Genomic DNA, 24,712 nt, shown 5'->3' with positions numbered 1-24,712 from the left:
GCAGAGCAACGTAGCGTATGAAAGGCGTTTATTATCGCGAATTCAGAGCATCACTAGCCATAGAACCAATAACACACACCTATTGCCGCACTAATACCTGCTACATCAGCAGCAAGGCCACAACTAAGCGCATGACGGCCATTACGAATACCAACAGAACCAAAGTATATCGCTAACACATAAAAAGTGGTTTCCGTGCTGCCTTGTAAAATAGCAGCTAAACGTCCCGCAAATGAATCGACGCCATGATGATCCATTGTTTCTAACATCATTGCACGGGCTCCAGATCCACTAAACGGTTTCATGAACGCGGTAGGCATAGCATCAATAAAGCGCGTATCCCAGCCCAAACCACTGACAACTGAAGCCAACATATGTAAGGCATAATCCAATGCGCCAGAAGCCCTTAGCACACCAATCGCTAGTAACATTGCAATAAGGTATGGAATTAAGGTTATCGCCTGATTAAAACCTTGTTTTGCACCTTCAACAAACTCATCGTAAACCGCAATTTTTCGATAACCTGCCGCAAGAATAAAACTGAATATCAAAATAAGTAGAATACCGTTACCAAGTACCATCGACATTTGACCAATAGCGTCTGCAGACAAGGTAACTAAATAGGCAATGCCAGCCATCAATGTGCCGATTATTAGCCCCGCATAAGCTAAAATAACACTGTTAAACAGTGAGATCCTTTGCACAATGGCAACCACCAATAACCCCACAATGGTTGAGGCACTGGTAGCCAATAAAATTGGTAAAAATACATCCGCAGGATTGGCAGCACCTTGTTGAGCTCGATATAAAAAAACTGCAACTGGAACCAATGTCACCGAAGAAGTATTTAGCACTAAAAACAGAATCTGTGCATTGGTGGCGACCGTTTTAACCGGATTTAAACTCTGTAAATCGTGCATCGCTTTTAAACCTAAAGGTGTAGCTGCGTTGTCTAATCCTAAAATATTCGCGGTTAAATTCATGCTAATACTGCCATAAGCCACATGACCGCGCGGCACCTCTGGCATCAGTTTAGACAACAACGGTTCAAATACACGTGCGAATAGGCCGACTACCCCAGCTTTTTCACCAACCTGCATTAAACCCATCCATAATGCTAATACACCTATTAATCCAAGAGATATGTCAGCAGCTAACTTAGCACTGGCAAATAATGCCGTAACCGACTCGCTTAGCACCTGAGTGTTTCCACCAATCAATTGAATAACGATTGAAAGTGCTGCAACTATAAAAAATAAAAGCCAAACTCTATTTAACACACATAACTCCATGACTCAGTAATGAGTTTTTGTTTAATATACAGTAATCATTGCGAAACAGGGGTAACTATTCCGTGGTATGATCGAGCTAATTCTGCAATAAATAATGTAACGTAGTTAATATGGCCCAATTAAATCCAAACTTTATCAGTCACATCGAAAAAGAATTGCCTCCTCACCTGGCTATGGACGAGTTTATCGCCATTTGCGATCTTCCACTGCGTAAGTCAATTAGGATTAATACTTTAAAAATATCTGTCCCAGACTTTGTTCAGATAATGACTCAAGCGGGTTGGATATTGCAGCCAATTCCATGGTGTGCTGAAGGCTTTTGGATTGAAGGTAAAGATGATGTGCAATTGGGTAACGCCATCGAACATATTCAAGGTCTGTTTTATATTCAAGAAGCCAGTTCGATGTTACCACCCACAGCGCTATTTGCTGACGGTACTCAACCTCAATTAGTCTTAGATGTCGCTTCTGCGCCTGGCTCTAAAACAACGCAAATAGCAGCGTTAATGCAAAATACGGGGTTATTGGTAGCCAATGAATACTCTGCTAGCCGCGTAAAAGTACTTCATGCTAATGTACTGCGAATGGGGGCAAGCAATACCGCTCTGACTCATTTTGATGGGCGAGTTTTTGGCGAATATTTGTTTGAATCATTTGATGCCATTTTATTAGATGCGCCTTGCGGTGGTGAAGGTACGGTTCGTAAAGATCCACTGGCGTTAAAACATTGGGATATCGAAGATGTTACCGCGATTGCTGAAACCCAAAAAGCGTTGATAGAATCTGCTTTTTTAGCATTAAAACCTGGTGGTACGTTAGTGTATTCAACCTGTACGTTAAGCCAATTAGAAAACCAACACATTTGCCAACATTTACAGCAAACCTATCCCGATGCCGTAGAGTTTATTCCGCTCACAAACTTGTTTACTGGTGCAGAAAAAGCGTGCACCGAACAAGGGTTCTTGCATGTTTGGCCACAAATTTTCGATAGTGAAGGCTTTTTTGTGGCAAAAATTCGTAAAATGACTTCAGTTGAACGCATAAAAAAACAGCCTAAATTACAAAAAAACTTCCCCTTTATCCATGCTGGCGATAAACAACAGATAGAGTTAAGACAATATTTTAGTGATAGTTTTGCAATCGAATTGCCGGCGGATGACATCATCATGCTTCGCGACGATGAATACTGGTTATTTCCAGCCATGTTTCTGCCATTCATTGGAAAAATGCGTTTTCAACGTATTGGGCTTAAACTCGCCGATGTAATGAAAAAAGGCTATAAAGCTAAACATGAAGCCATTATTGCATTATCAAGCTCTGCGTCACTAGGACCGCGAACCGTGGCGTTATCTTCATCTCAGGCTCAAGACTTTTTAATGGGCAGAGATATTGCAACAAACTCTTTTACTGATGGATTACAGCAACAATTAGCCAATACGGCGCACGGGGAAATGCTGGTCAGTTATCATAACGTGGTATTAGGCGTGGTTAAGCATTTAGGCCATAGACTAAAAAATAATTTGCCAAGAGAACTGGTTCGCGACAAAGTCAATTTAAGCTTATAGCCATGTTAAATTATGAGAGTGTTGGTACTGTTCCAGATAAAAATTGAGAAAATATTTACGTGACTTTTGTGCAAAATAAACAAGCGTGACTATAATTTATTTTATCGACATTGAGAATTTGGCATTTCAATATGTGCAGGTAGAGTAAACCACTTTGAAGTTATTCAATATTGTATGGTTATAGGTTTACGACACACCGCCAATGAAAGGCCTCAACAGTAGCGCAAGGCTCTTAATTGAGCCCTTTCCCTAGGCCCAAAACAATTGGATAGTTTTGGGTCTTTTTTTATCTGCAATAAGTCACTATCGACCGATTAATTTAGCCGCATCTTTAAATAAATTGAAAAAGTTATCTGTAGTGTATTGTGCTAATTCGTCAAATTTTTCACCGCGTAACTCAGCAACAAACTCAGCGACATCACGTACATATGCAGGTTGATTTTCTTGACCACGATGCGGCACTGGCGCTAAATAAGGTGAGTCAGTTTCAACCAATAACCTATCTTTTGGCACTTGGCGGATAACACTACGTAATTCCCCAGCATTTTTGAACGTCACAATACCTGAAACTGAAATATAAAAACCTAAATCGATTGCCGCTTTGGCCATTTCCCAGTTTTCAGTAAAGCAATGTAATACGCCACCGACTTTATCAGCATTACCGGCTTTAAGCATATTAATCGTGTCTTCACGTGCGTCTCGAGTATGGACGATTAATGGTTTACTCACTTCAACGGCTAAGGCAATTTGTTGTTCAAAACATTGCTGTTGCAATGTCTTGGTGTCATTAGAATAGAAATAATCTAAACCAGTTTCACCAATGGCTACTACACGGGGATCGGTTGCAAATCGTTTAATGTCTTCAATAATTAAACCTTCCTGCACATCAAGAGGATGTACGCCCGAAGAGAGAAACACATTATTAAATGCTGCTACTTTGTCTCGCATGGCTTCAAAGCCTTGCTGACGAACGTTAACACATAATAAATAGTCAACGCCTTGGGCTTTAGCGTTATCCATAATAGTGTGAAGGCTTGCTGTATCAGGAGCCGCTTTTAAGCGGTCAAGGTGGCAATGGGAATCAATTAACATGGGTATTCTTTCACAACGATGTCAGTAACTAAATCAGGTGTGCAAGAATACCTAGCTACATGGTGCAGGTCAAATCACTCGAGGACAGTTCGCTCGATAAAAGTTTTTCAATATGGTGTTTATGGCTTTCAACATCAGATTTAATTTTAACACCAATACCCGCAGGACGTCCGCCTGAAGCACCAATGGGGTTAATCCACACCACTGTACCTTTAAATTCATTGGCTTGTGTAGCATTTGGCAACCGATATGAAATTGTTAGCTCTTGTCCTAAAAAATGGCTTTCAGAGGTCGCAATGAATAAGCCAGCCGGTTTAATAAACGGCATATAAGCACGATAAAGCTTGTGTAATGTATCGTAGTTAACTACAAGATCAACCATATATGAATGCATTCTTTCAGTAAAATGTTGATATTAAACTTAGCTAATCAATGTGTTAATTGTTTAAAAGCTAAGACATATTGTTGACACAACGCTTGGGTATTCACACTTGGCATTGTTTCCAGCTTTTGGCACATTTGCATTATGCGCCCTGCAAGTTCTAATAACTTGGCTTGCACCAATGGATTCAATTGCTTCGAGTCACTTGCTTGAGTTTGTAATTGAATCTTACTATTACTTTTTAACACATATTGGCGTAAGTACAAATACAAAACATTAAGTGCATCAACAATTTGTTGTTCCGTCAAGCCTAAGAGACTATTACATAAATGTCCGGTTTTTAGACTTTGAGCCCAATCTTGACGATATGCCAGTAACTGCTGATAATGTTTACTGCGTAAGCTGTTGGCCAAAGACAAAGGACCACCGACAACGTTAATACACCAAGTTACATCATGAATTTTACCTTGTGCATTTGGCGCGGGTAACAAATCTTGCTCTGCTAACCATTGTTGAATATCAGCTTTTTGTGGTTCGATAAATACTAAAGCTTGGCAACGACTAGTAATCGTGGGGAGCAACTGCGATTTACGGTTGGTTTGTAAAATCAGCACCACGCCATCACCGGGCTCTTCTAAGGTTTTTAAAAGTGCGTTAGCTGCCGCAATATTCAATCGCTCTGCATGAGTGATTACAGCCACCCTTGCCCCACCTTGTTGTGCGGTTTGCGTTAGCGATTGACAAAGTTGACGAATTTGATCAACTTTAATTTGATTGCCATCAGGCTCGATAACGTGCAAATCAGGGTGGGTACCTGAGTGTAATAACAAGCAACTCTTACACTGACCACAAGCCCCGACAGGTGTTAATTGTTGACATAACACTGTTTGTGCACAGGAATTAGCAAGCACTATGCCACCTAGGGCACTATCAACACTCAATAAATGAGCGTGGCTGCTTTTACCGCGATAATGCACATCAACAAAACCTTGATGGGCATCAGATAACCACGGTAATTGCGTCAGTTGATAATTGCTCATTTCAGCATAGTCCTTAGTAATATCCGCTAATCTTTATTGTGCAATAAAGGCAAACGCTGTAACAATTGACTGCGAATATCTTGATGAACTTTATCCATGGTTTGGCTTGCATCAATCACCACGATGCTGTCATCTTGCGATGCGAGTTGCAAATAGGTTTGCCTTGCACGCTCAAAAAAGTCGATAGCTTGTTGCTCAATTCTGTCTAACTCGCCACGTTTTGCTGCACGAGTTAAACCAAGTTTCGGCTCGATGTCTAAATACAAGGTTAAATTTGGCGTAAAGCCAGCTAAACAAGCATCACTGACCGCTTTCACTAGCGGCATCAAACCACGGCCGCCACCTTGATAAGCAAGTGACGATAAATTATGGCGATCACCCAGCACCCATTGTCCTTTAGCAAGCGCAGGTTTAATCACATTAGCAATCAGTTGCGAGCGAGCTGCGTAAATGAGTAAACACTCTGCTTCGTCGCACAATGGATCGGTTTCATCTGCAATTTTAACCAGATCACGCATTTTTTCAGCCAATGGCGTACCACCTGGCTCACGGGTACACACAGGCGCATGGCCTGTATGTTGTTTAATTAAATCGTTAACTAACGTGATAGCACTTGACTTCCCAGCACCTTCAAGACCTTCAATAACGATAAACTTACCTGTTTCGCTAATCATTTTTTCTTTCTCTGAAATTCGTTTACTGCGCGGTTATGGGCTTTTAGGGTTGCTGAAAATACATGGCTACCATCATTGCGCGAGACAAAATATAAATAATCCACTTTAGCTGGATTGGCCGCGGCAAATAATGATGCACGACTTGGCGCGGCGATCGGCGTTGGCGGTAATCCGTCTATTTTGTAGGTATTAAATGCGGTTGTTTCCCGTAAATCTTTACGGGTAATATTACCTTTGTAGCGCTCGCCCATACCATAAATTACTGTTGGATCTGTTTGTAAACGCATGCCAATTTTGAGACGATTATTAAACACAGCAGAAACCCAATCTCGCTCTTCTGGCTTGCCGGTTTCTTTTTCGATAATTGAAGCGATGATCAGCAACTCGTAAGGCGACGTTAAGGCAAGATCTTCATCTCGTCCATCCCATGCTTGTTTAAGGCTCATTTTCATCATGTCATAACTACGTTGCAAGATCCCTTGTACATTGTCATCGGCATGGTAATGAAACGTTTCAGGATAGAACTTACCTTCTGGCAAACCTGAATCATCACCGTTGGCTAAAAGCACTTGATTAAAGTCATCGGTTCCTAGCACTAAATGTTCGCTTTTGGCTAATGCTTGTTGCCATTCTTTAATGGATTTACCTTCAATGAGTGTGACAGTAAACACCGCCTCTTGGCCTAATCGTAATCGTTTGAATACACTCTCTAACGTATCCCCGGGAATTAATTGATAATAACCCGTTTTGATACTGGCTAATTTAGGCTCAAGTTTCACTAGGTATTTCACCTTCCAACTGTCAACAATCAGCCCTTGTTGTTCAAGTTGCTGTGCAAGTTTAATCACAGACGTACCAGCGGCGACATCTAAAGGTTGTATCTCACTGATGAGTAATGGCTGCTTTTGAAATGAAAATAAGTCTGTAGCAAACCAATATCCGCTGATACAAAACACCGCAAATAACGGAATTAAACTTGCGAGTAATCTTGTTGTTATTGTTTTTTTCATGATGATAAATTTACACTCAGAACTTGCCTGAATCGCGATGTGTGCGTCCAACGGCTAAATTGAAATTGGTCAATGGTGTTAACATCTACAACACCAAATAAACTGTTTGTAATAAAAATATGATCCGCGCTGCAAATATCGTCATATCGCATCGCTTGTGCGGTAACAGACACGCCCTCTTGTAACAGACGGTCTATCATTTGTTCACGCATAACACCGCTAACGCCTGCATGAGTTATTGCAGGGGTAAAAACCTTGCCTTGCTTGATGGCAAAAATATTCGCCATCGAGGATTCAATGACCCAACCATCAGTGTCACATACCAACCAATCTTGGGTATTAGCGATTAATGGTTGAGACTTTATTAACACTTGCTCAAGCCTATTAAGGTGTTTAACCCCTGCAAGTAAAGGCTGACGAGCAAGTGTAATCGGTGATAATGCCAACGCTATGCCGTGTTGTTGCCAATGAAGATAATGGCTAGGAATTGCGTGTACAGAAACCACTTCGGTGACATTGGCGATATCAGGAGCTTGGTAACCTCTCCCACCTTCACCTCTAGTAAGTAAAAGCTTGATACAGTGATTTGGGTAGGTGGTAGCTAATAAGTTGAGTTGATCAACAAGTGGTTGACTTGCTTGCCATTGAATACCTATTCGCTGACAACTTTGATGTAAGCGTTGTAGGTGATAATCCAAAAACAAAACCGCCGCTGCCTGATGGGCAGAAGCGGTACGCATTGTCGCAAAAACACCATCACCATAAGCCAGTCCTCGGTCAAAAGGACTTATGGTGCCTTGTTTTACTTGGTTAACCCAAACCAACGCCATTATTTGTCCTGGCTGATCCGGCTTGCTATGGCTTCTTGCTGATCTTTATATTTTGCACTCTTGCGAGTGTTATAAGGACGCGCAACTGCAGAGCTTAAGCGTTCAAAATTCAGGGCACCAATAGTCATTCCTGGGCGCAATGCTAATGGTAACTTACCACTGTTATAGCATTCTAAAACGATTTTTCCTTGCCAGCCTGGGTCAATGCGGTGCGCGGTAACATGCACCATTAAACCCAAACGCGCTAAAGAAGAGCGACCATCTAACCAGCCGACGATGTCGGCAGGCAGAGTGACACTTTCTAACGTTACAGCCAGCGCTAGTTCACCAGGATGAAGAAAAAAGGCTTCATTTTCAGCAATCTCAATTTTATCACTCATGACACGATCTAATGCCAATTGCATTTCTGCACTTGGACCACTTAAATCGATATAAGGTGCTGTATGGTCTTTAAATACTCGAAATTGGCTACCTAAACGTACATCAACACTGACACCAGAAATGGCCTCAATGCTAGGGCGAGGTTCAATAACAATGGTGCCATTGTCTAAACACTGTTCAATTTCAATATCAGTTAAACGCATGCAACACCCTCTCCTTGAAACGGTTACTTAGCCAACAAATGCTGAATTCTAGCTTTTAAAATATCAGTCGCAATACGGTTTTTACCGCCACGAGGCACGATAATGTCGGCATATTGTTTTGATGGTTCAATAAATTGTAAAAACATTGGACGAACTGTGCGCTTGTATTGAGAGATAACAGACTCCATGGTTCTGCCGCGCTCTGCGACATCACGTGTCAATCGACGCAAAAAACAAATGTCCAGAGGCGTATCCATAAATACAGTAGCATCCATTAAATCACGTAATTTAGGATCTGTTAATAATAAAATCCCTTCTAAAATAATCACTTTCTTAGGTTGCATGACAAGAGTTTCGCTAGTGCGAGTATGCTCTGTATAGCTATAACAAGGAATATGAACAGCTTCACCTTGTTTGAGTTGCGTTAAATGTGTCGCTAATAACTGATGGTCTAACGCTTTAGGATGGTCATAGTTTGTTTTAACCCGTTCATCCATGGTCATATGACTTTGATCACGATAGTAGGCATCTTCGTTAATCACACCAATTTGATTTGTACCTAGGTCGCTGCACAACTCTTCAAATATGGTTTTGGCAATTAAACTTTTACCCGAAGCCGACGCACCGGCGATCCCAATAATGACACACTGCTGAGAATTCATCTCTTAACCTTACTCGTCGTCTGATATGCTAATTTTTACGGTTGATGTAACTTGTTGAAGTGCTAATTCAGCGCCTAATTTACGGGCAATTTCGCGATATATCCCTGACACTTCACTTTCTGGCTCACTGACTACGCTCGGTGTGCCGTTATCCATAGATTCGCGAATATTGATATGCAGTGGCAATGAACCTAATAATGGCACATTGTACTTTTGGGCGATTTGGCTCCCACCATGAGTACCAAATGGGTGCTCTTTGTGGCCACATTCCGGACAAAGGTGAAAACTCATGTTCTCAATAATACCCAATACTGGGATATTCACTTTACCGAACATGGTAATGCCTTTTTTAGCGTCTGCTAAGGCAATATCTTGTGGAGTAGTAACGATAACAGCACCGCTAACAGGGACCTTTTGCGATAACGTTAGCTGAATATCACCAGTTCCTGGTGGCATATCGATAATCAAATAATCAAGTTCGGGCCATTGTGTTTCATTCAATAATTGCGCTAACGCACCCGCTGCCATAGGGCCGCGCCATACCGCCGCTTCATCGCCACTGAGCATAAATCCAATTGATTGAGCTGAAATGCCGTGAGCTAATGCCGCGGTCATATGCTTACCGTCTGGAGACTGTGGTCTGAAATTAGGAATACCTAACATGAGCGGAATAGAGGGACCGTAGATATCGGCATCGAGTATGCCCACTTCAGCGCCTTCAGCCTTTAGTGCTAACGCTAAATTTACCGCAGTTGTTGATTTGCCCACACCACCTTTACCTGAGGCAATTGCAATAACTTGCTTTACATTTGGAATAGGAGCAATAGAGGGTAAAGCTGAGTAAACTCGGGGCTGGAAGTCAATTTCGCACTCCACTTCATCAATGGCATCTAACACCGCTAAACGGTTCGTGATGGCCATCACTGTATCGCGATATTGGGTCATGCAAGGATAAGGATAAACTAAGCTGAGTTGTAAACGTTTGTCAGATATTGATAGTGCAGTAACGCACTCTGCCGAGACTAAGCCTTTTTTCAAATAAGGATCAACAAAGGCCTCTAAAATATCTAACACTGGTGACAATAATTCGTCACTTAATTGATAATTTGTATGCGATTTAACCAAAACCACGGCTCCGAACATGAAATTTTTACAAGTGTATCAGAACTTGGTAAAAAAATAGTGATTAATACACTTTTTAAGTCATGTTTTGATGAAAAATCTCAGTCAATCAGTTAGGATTGAGCCATATTTTTGGTGTAAATTGATATAGAGACAAAATGACGACATCACAGCGAAAAATACTGGTCACAAGTGCCTTACCGTATGCCAATGGTCCGATCCATTTAGGTCACATGCTTGAATATATCCAAACGGATATCTGGTCGCGATTCCAAAAGTTACGCGGACATGAGTGCTATTACATCTGTGCAGATGACGCCCATGGTACCCCAATCATGCTTAAAGCACAGCAAATGGGTATCACACCAGAAGAAATGATTGCTCAGGTTCAAAAAGAGCATCAACAAGATTTCGCTGACTTCAATATTCAATTTGATAATTTTCACAGCACTCACAGCGACGAAAACCGCGCATTAGCAAACGATATTTATCTTAAGCTACGTGATGGTGGATACATCAAAACCAAAACAATTTCGCAATTGTACGACCCAGAAAAAAACATGTTTTTACCAGACCGTTTTGTTAAAGGCACCTGCCCAAAATGTAAGTCTGAAGACCAATATGGCGACAACTGTGATAATTGCGGTGCAACCTACAGTACAACTGATTTGATTAATCCGAAATCTGCAGTGTCTGGTGCAACACCGATAATGAAAGACACTGAGCATTTCTTTTTTGACCTACCTGCATTTGAAGGCATGTTGAAAGAATGGATCCAATCGGGTTCATTGCAACAAGAAATGGCCAACAAACTAGGTGAATGGTTTGAACAAGGCTTACAGCAATGGGACATCTCGCGAGATGCACCTTACTTTGGTTTTGAAATTCCAGACGCACCAGGTAAATTCTTTTACGTTTGGTTAGATGCGCCTATCGGTTACATGGGGTCGTTTAAGAACTTATGTGACAAACGTGAAGACCTAAACTTTGATGACTTTTGGAGCCTTGACTCTACGGCTGAAGTTTACCATTTCATTGGTAAAGACATTGTTTACTTCCACAGCTTGTTCTGGCCAGCAATGTTAGAAGGCGCAGGTATTCGCAAGCCAACCAGCGTATATGCCCACGGTTATGTCACAGTAAACGGTTCAAAGATGTCAAAATCGAAGGGCACGTTTATTAAAGCGCGTACTTACCTTGATAATTTAGACCCAGAATATTTACGTTATTATTATGCAGCAAAACTTAATAGCCGTATTGATGACTTAGATTTAAACCTAGAAGATTTTGCTCAGCGCGTTAACTCTGACCTAGTCGGTAAACTGGTTAACCTTGCCTCACGTACCGCGGGTTTTATCAGTAAACGCTTTGACGGTAAGCTTGCTAAAGTAGCTGATACCAGCCTAACTGAGACGTTTTTAGCTAAGAGTGAAACCATTGCCGAATTTTACGAAACTCGCGAATTTGGTAAAGCCATGCGCGAAATTATGGCATTAGCCGACATTGCAAACGGTTATGTTGCTGACGCTGCGCCATGGCAGTTAGTTAAGCTAGACGACAAGCAAGAAGAAGCACATCAAGTTTGCAGTAATGCATTAAACTTGTTCCGTATTTTGGTGACCTACCTCAAACCGGTATTACCTAAACTGGCACAAGATGTTGAAGGCTTTTTGCAGCTGACTTTAACGTGGGAAAATCTAGCTCAAGATTTATCTGGCCATGAAATCGCCCCATTCAAAGCTTTAATGCAGCGTATTGACCTGAAAAGTATTGAAGCGATTATTGATTCGTCTAAAGAAAACCTGCAAGTAACTCAAGCGCCGGCGCCAACACAGGCGGTAGATCAGTTAGCAAAAGATCCTATTAGCCCTGAAATCAGCTTCGATGACTTTGCTAAAATTGATTTACGTATTGCGCGGATTAGTAAAGCAGAACACATTGAAAAAGCCAATAAATTGTTACGTCTTGAACTCGATTTAGGCGGCGAGACTAAACAAGTGTTTGCTGGAATAAAATCAGCCTACGCTCCTGAGGATTTAGTCGGCAAATTAACTGTGATGGTCGCTAACCTTGCTCCACGTACAATGAAGTTTGGTGACTCTGAAGGTATGGTATTAGCAGCCGGGCCTGGTGGTAAAGACCTGTTTATTTTAGAGCCACATGAAGGCGCACAGCCTGGTATGCGCGTAAAATAATTTCATTGTAACCATGATCACAGGGTTTCTGTTTCGTTCGTATTACAAAGATATTCGCGGACAAAACCGATAAATAAAAAGACCGCTTCGGCGGTCTTTTTATTAGTATTGCTAACTTAACCTAGCAATTGCGGGCCTGATGTTAACAATAATACCAATGCCACTAATTATCTGCTCATTTAGCGTGAGAGCTTTGTCTTCTAGGCAAATAATAGGATTGTAGGCATAGTTGAACTCGGCAACTGCTCCTGCGTTGCTCTACCTCCTGAGTCCATTCAGTCGTCGGCAACTGCTCCTGCGTTGCTCTACCTCCTGAGTCCATTCAGTCGTCGGCAACTGCTCCTGCATTGATCTGTATCCATGTAGTCGTTCGTCAAAATGTTATTAAGCAGTATAGAAAAAACAGAAAACCGCCTTTCAGGGGGCTCTCAGAGTTGTCACATAATTAATGGAAATGGTATAAGACTCTGACTTATGTGGTTGGTTGAGTATCACTTTTAGTGTCAACATCTTCATTGACTTTCACTTCAGTAATATCATTGAGTGGATCTTTAATATCGGCATCATCTGGATGAGCAGCGTTATCTTCATCCATGGCTTGTTTTAAGCGTTCTTCATACAACATAAATAACTTAATAAAGTCATTACTAAAACGCTCCCCAGCAGATTCTTTTAACCAAAAATCATAAAGGCGTTTAGAGGCTTCTTTTTCTACCCGTTTATAGGTTGCTTTACGCCTCATGGCGTATTCTTCACTGTGTCCGAGTAACTGTAAAGATGACACACTCAATTCTAGTGCAGAGTGATGAGTTTCTGATTCAACTACATCTGCGCCAGCCTCTTTTAATAAATGCCCATGCCCTCTGTCGAATGCTCTGGCCACAATTTTGAGTCTGGGATAGCTGTGATGTAAATATTTCACTAACTCTACACTGCTCTCTCGATTATCAATCGCTACCACAAACAAAGATGCATCTTCAATGCCCGCTGTTTTCAGTAAGTCTGGACGCGTAGCATCACCGTAATAAGCCTTAGTGTTGATCCGTCGTATCGTATCTACTTGCGATGCCTGATAATCCAGCACAACGGTTTTAATATTATTTGAAATGAGGAAGCGGTTTACCACTTGGCCAAAACGGCCAATACCGGCAATAATCACAGTACCGTCATCGTCAATATTATCTTGTTCTCGTTGATTAGTTTTAACTTGAAAACGCGGGTAAATGACTTTATCAAATAAGATGAATAACCCTGGAGTTAAGAACATCGACAAAGCAACAACGATGGATAAGGTTTGTGCTAAGTCTGTCGGGATCACATGCTGTTGCACACTAAAGCTCAATAATACAAAACCAAACTCTCCTGCTTGAGCAAGGCTTAAGGCAAACAACCAACGGTCACTTCCTTTAATCCTAAATATAAGAGCTAATACATATAACACTAATGCCTTTATGAGCATCACGCTTAAGGTAATTAATATTATTTCGCCAAAATCAGCAAACAATACGGCAAAATCGATGCCTGCGCCTACGGTGATAAAAAACAGTCCCAACAGTAATCCTTTAAAAGGCCCAATATTAGCTTCTAATTCATGTTTAAACTCACTGTTTGCTAACACTACGCCAGCTAAAAATGTCCCTAAAGCCGGTGAAATCCCCACCAAACTCATTAATGCCGCGATACCAATCACTAGCATTAATGCTGCTGCGGTTGATATTTCACGTGCACCAGACTCTGCAACCATTTTAAAAAGTGGTCGACTAAGATAGTGTCCACCAAGCACCACAATGCCAATAGCCAGTAAAAGCACAATGCCATAGGCCCAGCCAGGTAAAGATGCAACCAAACTAAGCTGTTCATGCTGCTCGCTCAAGTTACTTGCTGCTACCTGGGCTTTTTCGACTAACTCTGGTAATGCCAACAAAGGAATAAACGCCAGCATTGGAATAACGGCGATATCTTGGAACAGCAAAACCGAAAAGGCATTTTTGCCAGCGTGAGTTTTATTGAGACGCTTTTCTGACAACGTTTGTAATACAATCGCCGTCGACGATAATGAAAAGATTAATCCTATTGTGAGTGCAATACTGCTTTGATAACCGGCATAAATCGCACAAGCCATTACCGCAACCACCGAACCACCGACTTGCAATCCACCTAAGCCTATAAGCCGGTTACGCATCGCCCAAAGCATTTTCGGTTCAAGTTCTAAACCGACTAAAAATAACATCATCACAACACCAAACTCAGCAAAGTGTTGAATGGTATTAGTCTCGCTGCCCACTAAACCTATTATCGGACCAATAACAACACCTGCGATTAAATAACCTAACACTGAACCCAAGCCAAGTTTATTGGCCAGGGGAACGGCAATAACAGCCGCAGTTAAGTAAATAAAAGCCTGTAAAAAGTATTCAGTCATTAACGATCCTTATCAAACAAAAGCATAACGTTGGGCAACTTAATGGTATTACATCATCACTACACAGGATTAGTAATGTCGATAAAGTGGTGGTTTAAATCAAATTTACTGGCTAAATGCTGACCCAATGCCTGAATGCCAAATTGCTCAGTCGCGTGATGTCCTGCTGCAAAATAATGTATTCCTTGCTCCATTGCTGCATGGAATGTACGCTCAGAGACTTCTCCACTAATAAACGCATCAACACCCATTTGTGCGGCTTGATCAATATAATCTTGAGCGCCACCAGTACACCACGCCACCGTTGAAATGGGTTTACTGATGTCACCGATATGCAAAGGTTCACGCTTAAGTACACTACTGAGTAATTGGCTAAACTCACTTGCCGACAAAGGATGCTCTAGGTGGCCATGCCACATTAAATCTTGTGCAACTGGCTCAAACACCCGCGGACTTAAAATTCCAAGTTGGTGCGCTAATTGCGCATTATTACCAATACCGTGATGGGCATCTAATGGTAAATGGTAACCAAATAAACTGATGTCATTATCCATTAAAGCCTTAATACGGCGGTATTTCATTCCAGTAATAATTTCAGGCTCATTTTTCCAAAAAAAACCATGATGAACCAAAATTGCATCAGCATTAACCGCTGCGGCTTGTTCTATTAATGCCTGACATGCCGTTACACCTGTGACTATGGTTCGAATGGTTGACTTACCTTGTACTTGCAAACCATTGGGTGCGTAATCTTTAAACGCAGATACATTTAAAAAGCGGTCTAAATAGGCGGCTAAATCTTGGCGCGTAATCGCTGAATGACCTTGATGATGTGTAGACATAATATTCCTAAAAATGAGACGTAATCGTTTAAAAACATCTGAATGACACCGCACCTAAAAACGGCGATGTTGGTAAAAAACTATAATTAGTACCCAGAAAAATGCATTTTCATATTGTATATCCACAGTAAGAATTAATGTACTCATGCTAGAAAATTTCAATTATTACAGTGATAAATGCTGGTAATTGCAACTTTATGAGCATTAAATAGACAACTAAAGCCACATATTGGACTTTTGTAGTGTTAACACTTTAAAATTAATTACAACCTTCATTTAACATGATAACAAATAGGTTATTAACTATGACAACATTGACTAAAGAAGAGGTCATCAGCCAACTGCAAATCGCCCTTGAAGAACAATCAGGCAAAGCAGTGTTGATTGAGCAAGCTGGTAGCTGGTATAAAATTGACGGTGGCAAATCGGTTCGTTTTAGCGAGCTTGAAAAGATGCATGCAAAACACTGTGCAACACACGTTATTGCAACGGCAAAACCTGTGGCTCAAACAAAGCCAGCTGTAAAAAAACAGCCCGGTAAAAAAGCGACAACAACATCAGGTGGATTGACCCCTAAACAGTTGTGGCGCTTGAAGCTTGAGAATACTGCAGGTCATCAAACATTACCACGTGGATTCTAATTATATACGACGTAATCGTCATCTATAATTAGAATCAAAACAAAAGGAGCCGCGGCTCCTTTTGTTTTAGTTAGTAGCTCATCGGCTAACCACTATAAAAACCTGTTACATTGCAATATCGACACGAACATAACCGCTTAAATAAACCACCCTCACCTCATCACCAGCATTGAAGCTCATACCTGGATCAAGATCTTGAATAACCATCACTTGGCTGCCATCTTCTTGGGTTATCATTAATTCGACGAGTTTATTCTCCAAATAATAAGCAGAACGCCCATGTTGGCTGCCTAAACCACCGCCGATAAGCGCACCAAGGACCGTTGCAACATCTTGACCAGAACCTCCACCAAATTGATGACCAATCACACCGCCGATTAACGCCCCACCAAACGTTTTCCAACCACTGTGGCTATCCTCAACCAATTGTTTTTCGCTCACATACCTAACACTTTCAATTGTGCCATACATGACTTTTTCAACAGGTACTGCTTGATTACGCTCATAGGCAGCTTGTGCCTGGCTATTAAATAAGCAAAATGACAGTAATAGTGCAAAAATACTCTGACTTGTAACAGTTATGATTTTAAACATCGCTATTTTCCGCTAAGTTAACGACAAGGTATGCCAATTAATATACTCAATTGTGAACTCACTGTCTTATTTAAATCAGTCTATAAGCTTTCCGCCGCCAGAACATGCACTCACCGATCCTAACGGTTTATTGGCCATAGGAGGTGACTTGCAACCTGAACGTTTACAGCAAGCTTACTACCAAGGTATTTTCCCGTGGTTTAATGCACAAGACCCCATTTTATGGTGGTCTCCTGATCCTCGCGCAGTATTTATACCTACTCACCCTTTTGGCAGTAAAAGTTTGCTTAAGTTCCTTAAAAAATCGACCTGGCGCTATACAATAAATCATGCGTTTTTAGATGTGTTAGCCGGCTGCGCCGCACCGCGAAATGCTCAAGACGGCACTTGGATTTCAGCTGAGATCCAAATGGCTTATTATGAATTACACCTGCAAGGTAAAGCGCATTCAATTGAAGTGTGGGATGATGAACATCTTGTTGGCGGTTTGTATGGCATCCCTGTCGGAGGCATATTTTGCGGTGAATCAATGTTCCATAGGCAAACTAATGCATCAAAAGCGGCGTTTGCTATACTCAATCAACATGTGGTTAAGCATGGTTATCATTTGATTGACGCACAAGTCATGAACCCGCATTTAATCAGCTTAGGCGCCAAAGCCTTGCCTAGATGTGATTTTTTAACCTTATTACGTCAACATCGAGATCAACCAATAGCCGCATCGATTTGGACTCCACAAGAGGTGTTAATTGAACTCTAAATCCGTCAACGTAGGCATAAGTCATCCCTTTGATTGTAATTATATCGAAGGCAATAAAGAGCAGTTATTAATCATTCAAGAACCGCATATTGATGGGGCATTATTTGAGCAATTACTGGGTATGGGCTTTCGTCGTAATGGAAATTCAATTTATAAACCACGTTGCCCAAGCTGTAATGCTTGCCAATCTATACGTCTAAACGTGCGCGATTTTGTGCTTTCTAAGCGCCAAAAAAGAACGTTAAAGAATAACCAAGATCTACACTGGAAAGTAAACTATCAGACACGACCTGAGCACTTTGAGCTTTATCAGCGATACATAACTGAGCGCCATTACGATGGCCCTATGTATCCAGCCTCACAGAGCCAGTATGATGACTTTTTATTATCTGATTGGTTACCGCCGATGTTTATCGAAGTCTTTGATAAAGACCAATTGATAGGGGTTGCGGTTACCGACAATATGGCGCACAGCTTCTCAGCCATTTACAGTTACTTTGATCCTGACTATGCCGATAGATCATTAGGTTCCTTGATGATCTTAATCCAATGCCAATTAGCAAAATCGATGGGTAAACGATTTTTGTATTTAGGCTATCAAATTGATCAAAATCGGAAAATGCGTTACAAGCGCCAATATCGACCTTATCAAATCTTAACACCACAAGGTTGGCAAATTGGTGAAGAACTTGAACCTCTTTCTTGCTAACGGCCTTTACAGCTAGGCGATTTTGGGGCATGATACGCCCGATTTTTCAAATTTGAAGGCTAATGGGATAACTTATTAATGGCGAAAGAAGACAACATTGAAATGCAGGGCACTATCCTTGAGACCTTGCCAAACACAATGTTCCGCGTAGAGCTGGAAAATGGACATGTGGTGATAGCCCACATCTCTGGCAAAATGCGCAAAAACTACATCCGTATTTTAACGGGTGACAAAGTCACGGTTCAGCTGACTCCTTATGACTTATCAAAAGGTCGTATCGTCTTCCGCGCACGTTAATCGCTAGCCTCAACATTGTAAAAGCCGACTGTAAGTCGGTTTTTTTGTTGTTGAGTCTAAGTATATGCTACCAATCGTATTCATTATCTAGTCAAGCAGCAAACATCCAACAGGATCTCATGCCGCGAAAAGAAACGCTTAACGCTCTTTATGGATTACATAATTAATGTGATGGGTATCATTACCGTCGGTATACATCGCGGACAAAATGCACGTGAATAAAAAAAGATGACCAATCGGTCATCTTTTTATTGTCTATTTGCACAGAGCGACTGAAAACTAAGACACTTTTTCAGTGGCCTCACAATCAATGTTAATCTCACCATCTTTCACATCAATGTGAGCAATGCCACCACGTTCAAGTACACCGAATAATATTTCATCGGCAAGTGGACGCTTAATAAGCTCGGTAACAACGCGCGACATAGGACGTGCGCCCATTGACTTGTCATAACCCTTTTCAGCTAACAAGGTACGAGCTTCGTCAGTAACATCTAACGTTACACGTTTATCATCAAGCTGTGCTTGCAGTTCAACTAAGAACTTATCAACCACTTTCGCTATCACTGTCATGTCTAAATGGTTAAACCACACAATCGAATCTAAACGATTGCGGAACTCTGGTGAAAACATTTTATTGATTTCAGCTAATGCATCTTGAGTATGATCTTGTTGTCTAAAACCAATCGACTTACGGATCGTTTCTTGAACGCCCGCATTGGTGGTCATAACTAAGGTGACATTTCTAAAATCAGCTTTGCGACCATTGTTGTCAGTCAATGTACCGTGATCCATCACTTGTAATAGTAAATTAAACACATCAGGATGCGCTTTTTCAATTTCATCAAGTAATACAACACAATGCGGGTTTTTAATCACAGCGTCAGTTAACAATCCACCTTGGTCATAACCTACATAACCTGGAGGCGCACCAATTAAACGAGAAACCGTATGGCGCTCCATGTACTCAGACATATCAAAACGAATGAGTTTGAGGTTTAAACACGTAGCTAATTGATTGGTCACTTCTGTTTTACCCACACCAGTGGGGCCAGCAAACATAAAGCTACCAACAGGCCTTTTTTCAGAACCTAGACCACTACGAGATAAGCGAATAGCTGCGCTAAGGCTCTCTATCGCCTTATCCTGACCAAATACTACCATCTTAAGGTTACGTTCAAGGTTACGTAACATATCCTTGTCAGTAGACGATACCGACTTCTCAGGAATACGTGCTAATTTAGCAATGATCGCTTCAATCTCAGCCTGACCAATGGTTTTTTTACGTTTACTTTGCGGCATCATCACCATACGAGCGCCCGCTTCGTCAATCACGTCAATGGCTTTGTCAGGTAAGTGACGGTCGTTGATGTGCTTAGCAGACAAGCTGGCTGCGCTGCTAATTGCTGCTTGGGTATAACGCACGCCATGATATTCTTCATATTTCGATTTTAAACCCATCAAAATTTTAGTGGTTTCAGCTACTGAAGGCTCGTTAATATCAATTTTTTGGAAACGACGTGCTAAAGCTCGGTCTTTCTCAAAAATGCTTTGATACTCTTGGAATGTAGTTGACCCCATGCAACGTAACTTGCCGCTAGACAACAATGGTTTAAGTAAATTAGAAGCGTCCATTACGCCACCAGACGCGGCTCCTGCACCAATAATCGTGTGGATTTCATCAATAAATAAAATCGCATGCTCATCGGCAGACAATTCTTTTAATAAACTCTTAAAACGTTTTTCAAAATCACCGCGGTATTTAGTACCCGCTAACAATGAACCTAAATCTAATGAATAAACAGTTGCATTAGCCATTACATCTGGTACTTGTTCAGTGACAATTCTGTACGCTAAACCTTCAGCAATAGCGGTTTTACCCACACCGGCTTCACCGACTAACAACGGATTGTTTTTACGACGACGACAGAGAGTTTGAATCGCACGTTCGATTTCAGCATCGCGCCCAATCAAAGGGTCAATCGAACCTTCTTTGGCAAGTTGATTGAGGTTAGAAGCAAATTGCGCCAACATACTTCGCTCTTCACTACTTTCAGATTGATCATCAATGCGCTCTTGATCTGGCGACTCGCCAGCATCTTCATCTTTACTCATATCGTGTGAAATGAAATTAACCACATCAAGACGAGTAATTTCACTGCGGCGCAACAGATATACCGCTTGGGACTCTTGCTCACTGAATATGGCCACAAGGACATTAGCCCCCGTGACCTCATTGCGACCAGAAGATTGCACATGAAATACCGCACGTTGAAGTACGCGTTGAAATCCTAATGTTGGCTGGGTTTCACGCTCTTCAGAAGATTCGGCAATAATGGGTGTGGTTTGTTGAATGAAATTAGCCACTTCTTCACGGAGACGATTGACATCCGCACCACAAGCAATAAGTGCCTCGTATGCCGCAGGATTATCAATAAGCGCTAATAATAAATGTTCTACCGTCATGTATTCATGACGTGAATCTCTAGCTTGCTGAAACGCTAGGTTCAAGGTGACTTCCAGATCTTTGTTCAGCATAAGCACCCCCTAAATTTAACCACAGACTGTAAGAAAACGATTTTATGCTTTCTCTAATGTACACAGTAACGGATGTTGGTTTTCTCTTGCAAACTGATTTACTTGAAAAACTTTTGTTTCGGCTATCCCAAAAGGGAAAACACCACACAATCCTTTGCCCTGGTGATGTATCGCCAACATGATATCAACAGCTTGCTGCTCGTTTTTCTCAAAGAAGCGTTGTAACACTTCAACTACAAAATCCATCGGGGTGTAATCATCATTGTTTAGCACCACTTTATACATATGGGGTGGTTGTAGCTCAGATTCAACCTTTTCTTCAATATGTTCTACACTGCCTAATTTTGCCATTGTTTAATACTAGCCTCTCGTTTGGTTCCCGACCACTTGATATTATTAAATTAATTAAATGTTGTCTTTTTGTTAATTTCCGCTTGACATCTTTTCGTACAAATTTCATTCTGTTTGTTAGGCGGCGAATACTAGACCGCTGGATAATAAGTTTTACTATCTTACTGGTAAGTAGACAACAGAAGGAAGTGGAAGTATGGCAAACGGAACTGTAAAGTGGTTCAACAACGCCAAAGGATTCGGGTTTATTTGCCCTGATCAGGGTGGCGAAGATGTATTTGCGCATTATTCAACAATCGAAATGGAAGGTTATCGTACCTTAAAAGCAGGTCAACCTGTTTGCTTCGAAGTTGAAGAAGGTCCCAAAGGAATGCATGCTTCAGCCATCTCTCCTACAAAATAGTAGGTGAGACTATAAAACAAAAAGACAGGGATTTTAATCCCTGTCTTTTTTATTGTGTCAAATAACCTGATAAACATACTTCACAACGCTATTTATGAGCCATTACATGATCGTAATGACCCATTTACAGGCAAATTAACCAATAATAAATTGGTTTAATGTTGCACTTGGACGCATCGCTTTTTCAGCTTTAACAGCATCTAAACGGTAATAACCGCCTAAATCAACTGCAGGGCCTTGTGAACCATTTAACTCAGCTAAGATAACCGCTTCATTAGTTGCTAACGATTGTGCAAGAGGCGCAAAATGCTCAGCCAATTGAGTATCTACAGTTTGGTTAACTAATGCATTTGCCCAGTAAAGACCTAAGTAGAAGTGACTACCACGGTTATCTAATTCACCAACGCGACGTGATGGCGATTTGTTGCTGTCTAAGAACTGGCCAATTGCGACATCTAACGTGTCAGCTAGTACTTGTGCTTTAGGATTGTTAGCCGTTTGGCTTAAATGCTCTAAAGATGCAGCAAGCGCTAAAAACTCACCAAGAGAGTCCCAACGTAAGTGACCTTCTTTCTCTACCTGTTGAACGTGCTTAGGTGCACTACCACCCGCGCCAGTCTCAAATAATCCACCGCCATTCATTAACGGTACGATTGATAGCATTTTAGCACTTGTGCCTAATTCAAGAATTGGGAACAAGTCGGTTAAGTAATCACGTAAAACGTTACCAGTAACAGAAATAGTATCTTCGCCTTTAATGATACGCTCTAAGGTTACGCGTGTTGCATCAACAGGTGACATGATTTGAATATCTAAGCCTGAAGTATCTTCTTCTGCTAAATACTTAGTCACTTTTTTGATTAATTCTGCATCGTGGGCACGAGCGCTGTCTAACCAGAAAATAGCTGGCGTATTGCTTAAACGTGAACGTCTAACCGCTAGCTTAACCCAATCAAGGATAGGTGCGTCTTTAACTTGGCACATACGGTAGATATCGCCAGCTTCAACGCTGTGGCTCATTAGCACATCGCCTGCTTGGTTAATCACATTCACAGTACCAGCGGCGCCGATCTCAAATGTTTTATCGTGGCTACCGTATTCTTCAGCTTTTTGAGCCATAAGGCCCACGTTTGGTACGCTGCCCATTGTAGTTGGGTCAAATGCACCATGCTTTTTACAAAATGCGATAGTTTCTTGATACACGCCAGCATAACAACGATCAGGGATCATCGCTTTAGTATCTTGTAGTTGACCATCTGGTCCCCACATTTTACCAGATGAACGAATAGCAGCAGGCATAGAAGCATCAATGATGATGTCACTCGGTACGTGTAAGTTAGTAATACCTTTGTCTGAATCAACCATAGCTAATGCAGGGCGTGCAGCATATACCGCAGCGATATCGGCTTCAATTTCATTACGTTTGGCATCTGGAAGTGACTTAATTTTGGCATACACATCACCAAAACCGTTGTTTACGTCAACACCTAACTCGGCAAATAATGCACCGTGCTTAGCAAATACATCTTTAAAGAACACTTTAACCGCATGACCAAAGAATATTGGGTCAGACACTTTCATCATGGTCGCTTTTAAGTGAAGTGATAATAAAACATCTTCAGACTTAGCCGCTTCGATCTCACGAGCATAAAAATCAACTAATGCTTTTTTGCTCATAACTGCTGAGTCAATCACTTCATCAGCAAGTAGTGCTAGGCCACTTTTAAGTACGACTTCTTTACCGTCAGCCTGGGTTAAAACGATGTTCACTTTATCTGCAGCAGGTAATGTTACAGACTGCTCGCTACCGTAAAAATCGCCTTCATTCATGTGTGCTACGTGAGATTTTGAATCACTTGCCCATTTGCCCATTGAATGTGGGTTTTTCTTTGCATAGTTTTTAACAGAAGTAGGTGCACGACGGTCAGAGTTACCTTCACGCAATACTGGGTTTACCGCACTGCCTTTGATTTTGTCGTAACGCGACTTAGTTTCGGTTTCAGCATCGGTCTTTGGCTCATCCGGGTAGTTAGGGATGTCATAACCTTTGGCTTGTAATTCAGCAATACATGCTTTTAGTTGCGGAACTGACGCACTGATATTAGGTAATTTAATGATGTTGGCTTCTGGCTGGTTAGCCAACTCGCCTAATTCTGTTAACGCATCGGCAATTTTTTGTTCCGCGGTTAAATTTTCAGGGAAGTTAGCAATAACACGACCTGACAAAGAAATATCACGAGTTTCTACTTTTACGCCTGCTGCGTTAGTAAAGGTACGGATTATAGGTAATAAAGATAGAGTAGCTAGTGCTGGGGCTTCATCAGTTTCTGTGTATATGATCGTTGGAGTGTTATCTTTCATTTTTTTTCCTACATTATTGTAAATTAATAATTTATTAGAATAAATTGTGTAAGCATTTGACGGGCTTTGGTGGATAACACTCACCGGAGTGAACCTTGATTTGCAACTACAGCACACACCCTGTGTGCACTAAGTATGTGAAATCCCCTATCCCATTTTTTATTATATTTTGACGCCATCGCCCCGCTTGCTTTGATTAAAAACAACCGCCACGAATGATAAATTAGGTACAGATCACAATTTTTAGGCGGACATCATAGATCATTCTGGGCAATTTTCAAATTCCACTAATGGCGAATACACAGTAAACTAGGATTAAATATTTTAAAATCGCTCAGTAATTGCT

Annotated in this window: 23 protein-coding genes; 7 read left to right on the top strand and 16 right to left on the bottom strand. The window is 41.3% G+C overall.

Going from position 1 to position 24,712, the window contains the following annotated elements:
• Nucleotides 1-53 precede the first annotated feature (53 nt).
• A complete protein-coding gene (locus IEY40_RS00990) occupies nt 54-1,280 on the bottom strand; it encodes a nucleoside recognition domain-containing protein (RefSeq protein WP_188952496.1) in 1,227 nt (408 codons plus the stop codon).
• A 122-nt stretch (nt 1,281-1,402) separates the two neighbouring features.
• On the opposite strand from IEY40_RS00990, the gene rsmF reads away from it, so the two are divergent.
• Complete coding sequence (rsmF, locus tag IEY40_RS00985) at nt 1,403-2,857, top strand: 16S rRNA (cytosine(1407)-C(5))-methyltransferase RsmF (RefSeq protein WP_188952494.1); 1,455 nt, start codon at nt 1,403-1,405, stop codon at nt 2,855-2,857.
• A 303-nt stretch (nt 2,858-3,160) separates the two neighbouring features.
• Here the strand turns inward: rsmF and IEY40_RS00980 are convergent, their stop codons facing one another.
• From IEY40_RS00980 to apbC, 9 genes are read right to left on the bottom strand one after another with little or no spacing between them, the layout of a single operon-like run.
• Complete coding sequence (locus tag IEY40_RS00980) at nt 3,161-3,949, bottom strand: TatD family hydrolase (protein WP_188952492.1); 789 nt, start codon at nt 3,947-3,949, stop codon at nt 3,161-3,163.
• Nucleotides 3,950-4,004: 55 nt separating this feature from the next.
• Nucleotides 4,005-4,331, bottom strand: coding sequence for a PilZ domain-containing protein (locus IEY40_RS00975; protein ID WP_188952490.1), 327 nt, complete (start codon nt 4,329-4,331; stop codon nt 4,005-4,007).
• A 47-nt stretch (nt 4,332-4,378) separates the two neighbouring features.
• Nucleotides 4,379-5,371: a DNA polymerase III subunit delta' gene (holB, locus tag IEY40_RS00970; protein ID WP_188952488.1), complete on the bottom strand. Its 993-nt coding sequence runs from the start codon at nt 5,369-5,371 to the stop codon at nt 4,379-4,381.
• A 26-nt stretch (nt 5,372-5,397) separates the two neighbouring features.
• A complete protein-coding gene (gene tmk, locus IEY40_RS00965; protein ID WP_188952486.1) occupies nt 5,398-6,045 on the bottom strand; it encodes a dTMP kinase in 648 nt (215 codons plus the stop codon).
• The gene (gene mltG / locus IEY40_RS00960; protein WP_188952484.1) at nt 6,042-7,055 is read right to left on the bottom strand and encodes an endolytic transglycosylase MltG; all 1,014 of its coding nucleotides are present in this window, start codon (nt 7,053-7,055) and stop codon (nt 6,042-6,044) included. The genes tmk and mltG overlap by 4 nt, the downstream gene beginning before the upstream one ends.
• On the bottom strand, nt 7,052-7,879 hold the full coding sequence (gene pabC, locus IEY40_RS00955; RefSeq protein WP_188953438.1) for an aminodeoxychorismate lyase: 828 nt from the start codon (nt 7,877-7,879) through the stop codon (nt 7,052-7,054). Before pabC ends, mltG begins: the two co-directional genes overlap by 4 nt.
• A 5-nt stretch (nt 7,880-7,884) precedes the next feature.
• On the bottom strand, nt 7,885-8,469 hold the full coding sequence (gene dcd, locus IEY40_RS00950; RefSeq protein WP_188952482.1) for a dCTP deaminase: 585 nt from the start codon (nt 8,467-8,469) through the stop codon (nt 7,885-7,887).
• Between the two features lie 23 nt (nt 8,470-8,492).
• The gene (udk, locus tag IEY40_RS00945; protein ID WP_188952480.1) at nt 8,493-9,131 is read right to left on the bottom strand and encodes a uridine kinase; all 639 of its coding nucleotides are present in this window, start codon (nt 9,129-9,131) and stop codon (nt 8,493-8,495) included.
• 9 nt (nt 9,132-9,140) lie between these two features.
• On the bottom strand, nt 9,141-10,274 hold the full coding sequence (gene apbC / locus IEY40_RS00940) for an iron-sulfur cluster carrier protein ApbC (RefSeq protein ID WP_438811062.1): 1,134 nt from the start codon (nt 10,272-10,274) through the stop codon (nt 9,141-9,143).
• Between the two features lie 137 nt (nt 10,275-10,411).
• On the opposite strand from apbC, the gene metG reads away from it, so the two are divergent.
• Complete coding sequence (gene metG, locus IEY40_RS00935; RefSeq protein WP_188952476.1) at nt 10,412-12,448, top strand: methionine--tRNA ligase; 2,037 nt, start codon at nt 10,412-10,414, stop codon at nt 12,446-12,448.
• 472 nt (nt 12,449-12,920) lie between these two features.
• Here the strand turns inward: metG and IEY40_RS00930 are convergent, their stop codons facing one another.
• Complete coding sequence (locus IEY40_RS00930) at nt 12,921-14,870, bottom strand: monovalent cation:proton antiporter-2 (CPA2) family protein (RefSeq protein WP_229776967.1); 1,950 nt, start codon at nt 14,868-14,870, stop codon at nt 12,921-12,923.
• Between the two features lie 59 nt (nt 14,871-14,929).
• On the bottom strand, nt 14,930-15,682 hold the full coding sequence (locus IEY40_RS00925; protein WP_188953436.1) for a Nif3-like dinuclear metal center hexameric protein: 753 nt from the start codon (nt 15,680-15,682) through the stop codon (nt 14,930-14,932).
• Between the two features lie 335 nt (nt 15,683-16,017).
• Here IEY40_RS00925 and IEY40_RS00920 point away from each other — a divergent pair, with 335 nt between their 5' ends.
• Nucleotides 16,018-16,353 (top strand): hypothetical protein, encoded by a 336-nt coding sequence (locus tag IEY40_RS00920; RefSeq protein ID WP_188952474.1) that lies wholly within the window; start codon nt 16,018-16,020, stop codon nt 16,351-16,353.
• 105 nt (nt 16,354-16,458) lie between these two features.
• Here IEY40_RS00920 and IEY40_RS00915 read toward each other — a convergent pair whose 3' ends face one another.
• Nucleotides 16,459-16,947: an outer membrane lipoprotein gene (locus IEY40_RS00915; protein WP_188952472.1), complete on the bottom strand. Its 489-nt coding sequence runs from the start codon at nt 16,945-16,947 to the stop codon at nt 16,459-16,461.
• Nucleotides 16,948-16,999: 52 nt separating this feature from the next.
• On the opposite strand from IEY40_RS00915, the gene aat reads away from it, so the two are divergent.
• The 3 genes from aat to infA all read left to right on the top strand — a co-directional run bounded on the left by aat (nt 17,000) and on the right by infA (nt 18,713).
• The gene (aat, locus tag IEY40_RS00910; protein WP_188952469.1) at nt 17,000-17,707 is read left to right on the top strand and encodes a leucyl/phenylalanyl-tRNA--protein transferase; all 708 of its coding nucleotides are present in this window, start codon (nt 17,000-17,002) and stop codon (nt 17,705-17,707) included.
• Nucleotides 17,697-18,416 carry an arginyltransferase gene (locus IEY40_RS00905; protein WP_188952468.1) on the top strand — a complete coding sequence of 240 codons (720 nt, stop codon included), beginning with the start codon at nt 17,697-17,699 and terminating at the stop codon, nt 18,414-18,416. The genes aat and IEY40_RS00905 overlap by 11 nt, the downstream gene beginning before the upstream one ends.
• Before the next feature lie 78 nt (nt 18,417-18,494).
• Complete coding sequence (gene infA, locus IEY40_RS00900; protein ID WP_011496276.1) at nt 18,495-18,713, top strand: translation initiation factor IF-1; 219 nt, start codon at nt 18,495-18,497, stop codon at nt 18,711-18,713.
• 279 nt (nt 18,714-18,992) lie between these two features.
• Here infA and clpA read toward each other — a convergent pair whose 3' ends face one another.
• Both clpA and clpS read right to left on the bottom strand, forming a co-directional pair.
• Nucleotides 18,993-21,251 carry an ATP-dependent Clp protease ATP-binding subunit ClpA gene (gene clpA, locus IEY40_RS00895; RefSeq protein ID WP_188952466.1) on the bottom strand — a complete coding sequence of 753 codons (2,259 nt, stop codon included), beginning with the start codon at nt 21,249-21,251 and terminating at the stop codon, nt 18,993-18,995.
• A 42-nt stretch (nt 21,252-21,293) separates the two neighbouring features.
• Nucleotides 21,294-21,602, bottom strand: a complete 309-nt coding sequence (gene clpS, locus IEY40_RS00890; RefSeq protein ID WP_188952464.1) for an ATP-dependent Clp protease adapter ClpS — start codon at nt 21,600-21,602, stop codon at nt 21,294-21,296.
• A 196-nt stretch (nt 21,603-21,798) separates the two neighbouring features.
• Here clpS and cspD point away from each other — a divergent pair, with 196 nt between their 5' ends.
• Entirely contained in the window at nt 21,799-22,005 is a 207-nt protein-coding gene (cspD, locus tag IEY40_RS00885) for a cold shock domain-containing protein CspD (RefSeq protein ID WP_160052900.1), read from the top strand.
• Nucleotides 22,006-22,140: 135 nt separating this feature from the next.
• Here cspD and IEY40_RS00880 read toward each other — a convergent pair whose 3' ends face one another.
• On the bottom strand, nt 22,141-24,366 hold the full coding sequence (locus tag IEY40_RS00880; RefSeq protein WP_188952462.1) for an NADP-dependent isocitrate dehydrogenase: 2,226 nt from the start codon (nt 24,364-24,366) through the stop codon (nt 22,141-22,143).
• Nucleotides 24,367-24,712 lie beyond the last annotated feature (346 nt).

Origin of the sequence: Shewanella ulleungensis (genome assembly GCF_014648315.1) — a bacterium.
Taxonomy (GTDB): domain Bacteria; phylum Pseudomonadota; class Gammaproteobacteria; order Enterobacterales; family Shewanellaceae; genus Shewanella; species Shewanella ulleungensis.
Note: the sequence above shows the minus strand (reverse complement) of the source record. Positions and strands in the feature narration are given on the sequence as shown.

What these genes read in the sequence shown, in the direction of transcription:
- metG (WP_188952476.1), top strand. Translation starts at nt 10,412, where the DNA reads ATGACGACATCACAGCGAAAAATACTGGTCACAAGTGCCTTACCGTAT.
- IEY40_RS00980 (WP_188952492.1), bottom strand. Translation starts at nt 3,949, where the DNA reads ATGTTAATTGATTCCCATTGCCACCTTGACCGCTTAAAAGCGGCTCCT.
- apbC (WP_438811062.1), bottom strand. Translation starts at nt 10,274, where the DNA reads ATGTTCGGAGCCGTGGTTTTGGTTAAATCGCATACAAATTATCAATTA.
- IEY40_RS00880 (WP_188952462.1), bottom strand. Translation starts at nt 24,366, where the DNA reads ATGAAAGATAACACTCCAACGATCATATACACAGAAACTGATGAAGCC.
- IEY40_RS00930 (WP_229776967.1), bottom strand. Translation starts at nt 14,870, where the DNA reads ATGACTGAATACTTTTTACAGGCTTTTATTTACTTAACTGCGGCTGTT.
- holB (WP_188952488.1), bottom strand. Translation starts at nt 5,371, where the DNA reads ATGAGCAATTATCAACTGACGCAATTACCGTGGTTATCTGATGCCCAT.
- cspD (WP_160052900.1), top strand. Translation starts at nt 21,799, where the DNA reads ATGGCAAACGGAACTGTAAAGTGGTTCAACAACGCCAAAGGATTCGGG.
- clpA (WP_188952466.1), bottom strand. Translation starts at nt 21,251, where the DNA reads ATGCTGAACAAAGATCTGGAAGTCACCTTGAACCTAGCGTTTCAGCAA.
- infA (WP_011496276.1), top strand. Translation starts at nt 18,495, where the DNA reads ATGGCGAAAGAAGACAACATTGAAATGCAGGGCACTATCCTTGAGACC.
- dcd (WP_188952482.1), bottom strand. Translation starts at nt 8,469, where the DNA reads ATGCGTTTAACTGATATTGAAATTGAACAGTGTTTAGACAATGGCACC.
- tmk (WP_188952486.1), bottom strand. Translation starts at nt 6,045, where the DNA reads ATGATTAGCGAAACAGGTAAGTTTATCGTTATTGAAGGTCTTGAAGGT.
- udk (WP_188952480.1), bottom strand. Translation starts at nt 9,131, where the DNA reads ATGAATTCTCAGCAGTGTGTCATTATTGGGATCGCCGGTGCGTCGGCT.
- IEY40_RS00920 (WP_188952474.1), top strand. Translation starts at nt 16,018, where the DNA reads ATGACAACATTGACTAAAGAAGAGGTCATCAGCCAACTGCAAATCGCC.
- mltG (WP_188952484.1), bottom strand. Translation starts at nt 7,055, where the DNA reads ATGAAAAAAACAATAACAACAAGATTACTCGCAAGTTTAATTCCGTTA.
- rsmF (WP_188952494.1), top strand. Translation starts at nt 1,403, where the DNA reads ATGGCCCAATTAAATCCAAACTTTATCAGTCACATCGAAAAAGAATTG.
- IEY40_RS00975 (WP_188952490.1), bottom strand. Translation starts at nt 4,331, where the DNA reads ATGGTTGATCTTGTAGTTAACTACGATACATTACACAAGCTTTATCGT.
- IEY40_RS00915 (WP_188952472.1), bottom strand. Translation starts at nt 16,947, where the DNA reads ATGTTTAAAATCATAACTGTTACAAGTCAGAGTATTTTTGCACTATTA.
- clpS (WP_188952464.1), bottom strand. Translation starts at nt 21,602, where the DNA reads ATGGCAAAATTAGGCAGTGTAGAACATATTGAAGAAAAGGTTGAATCT.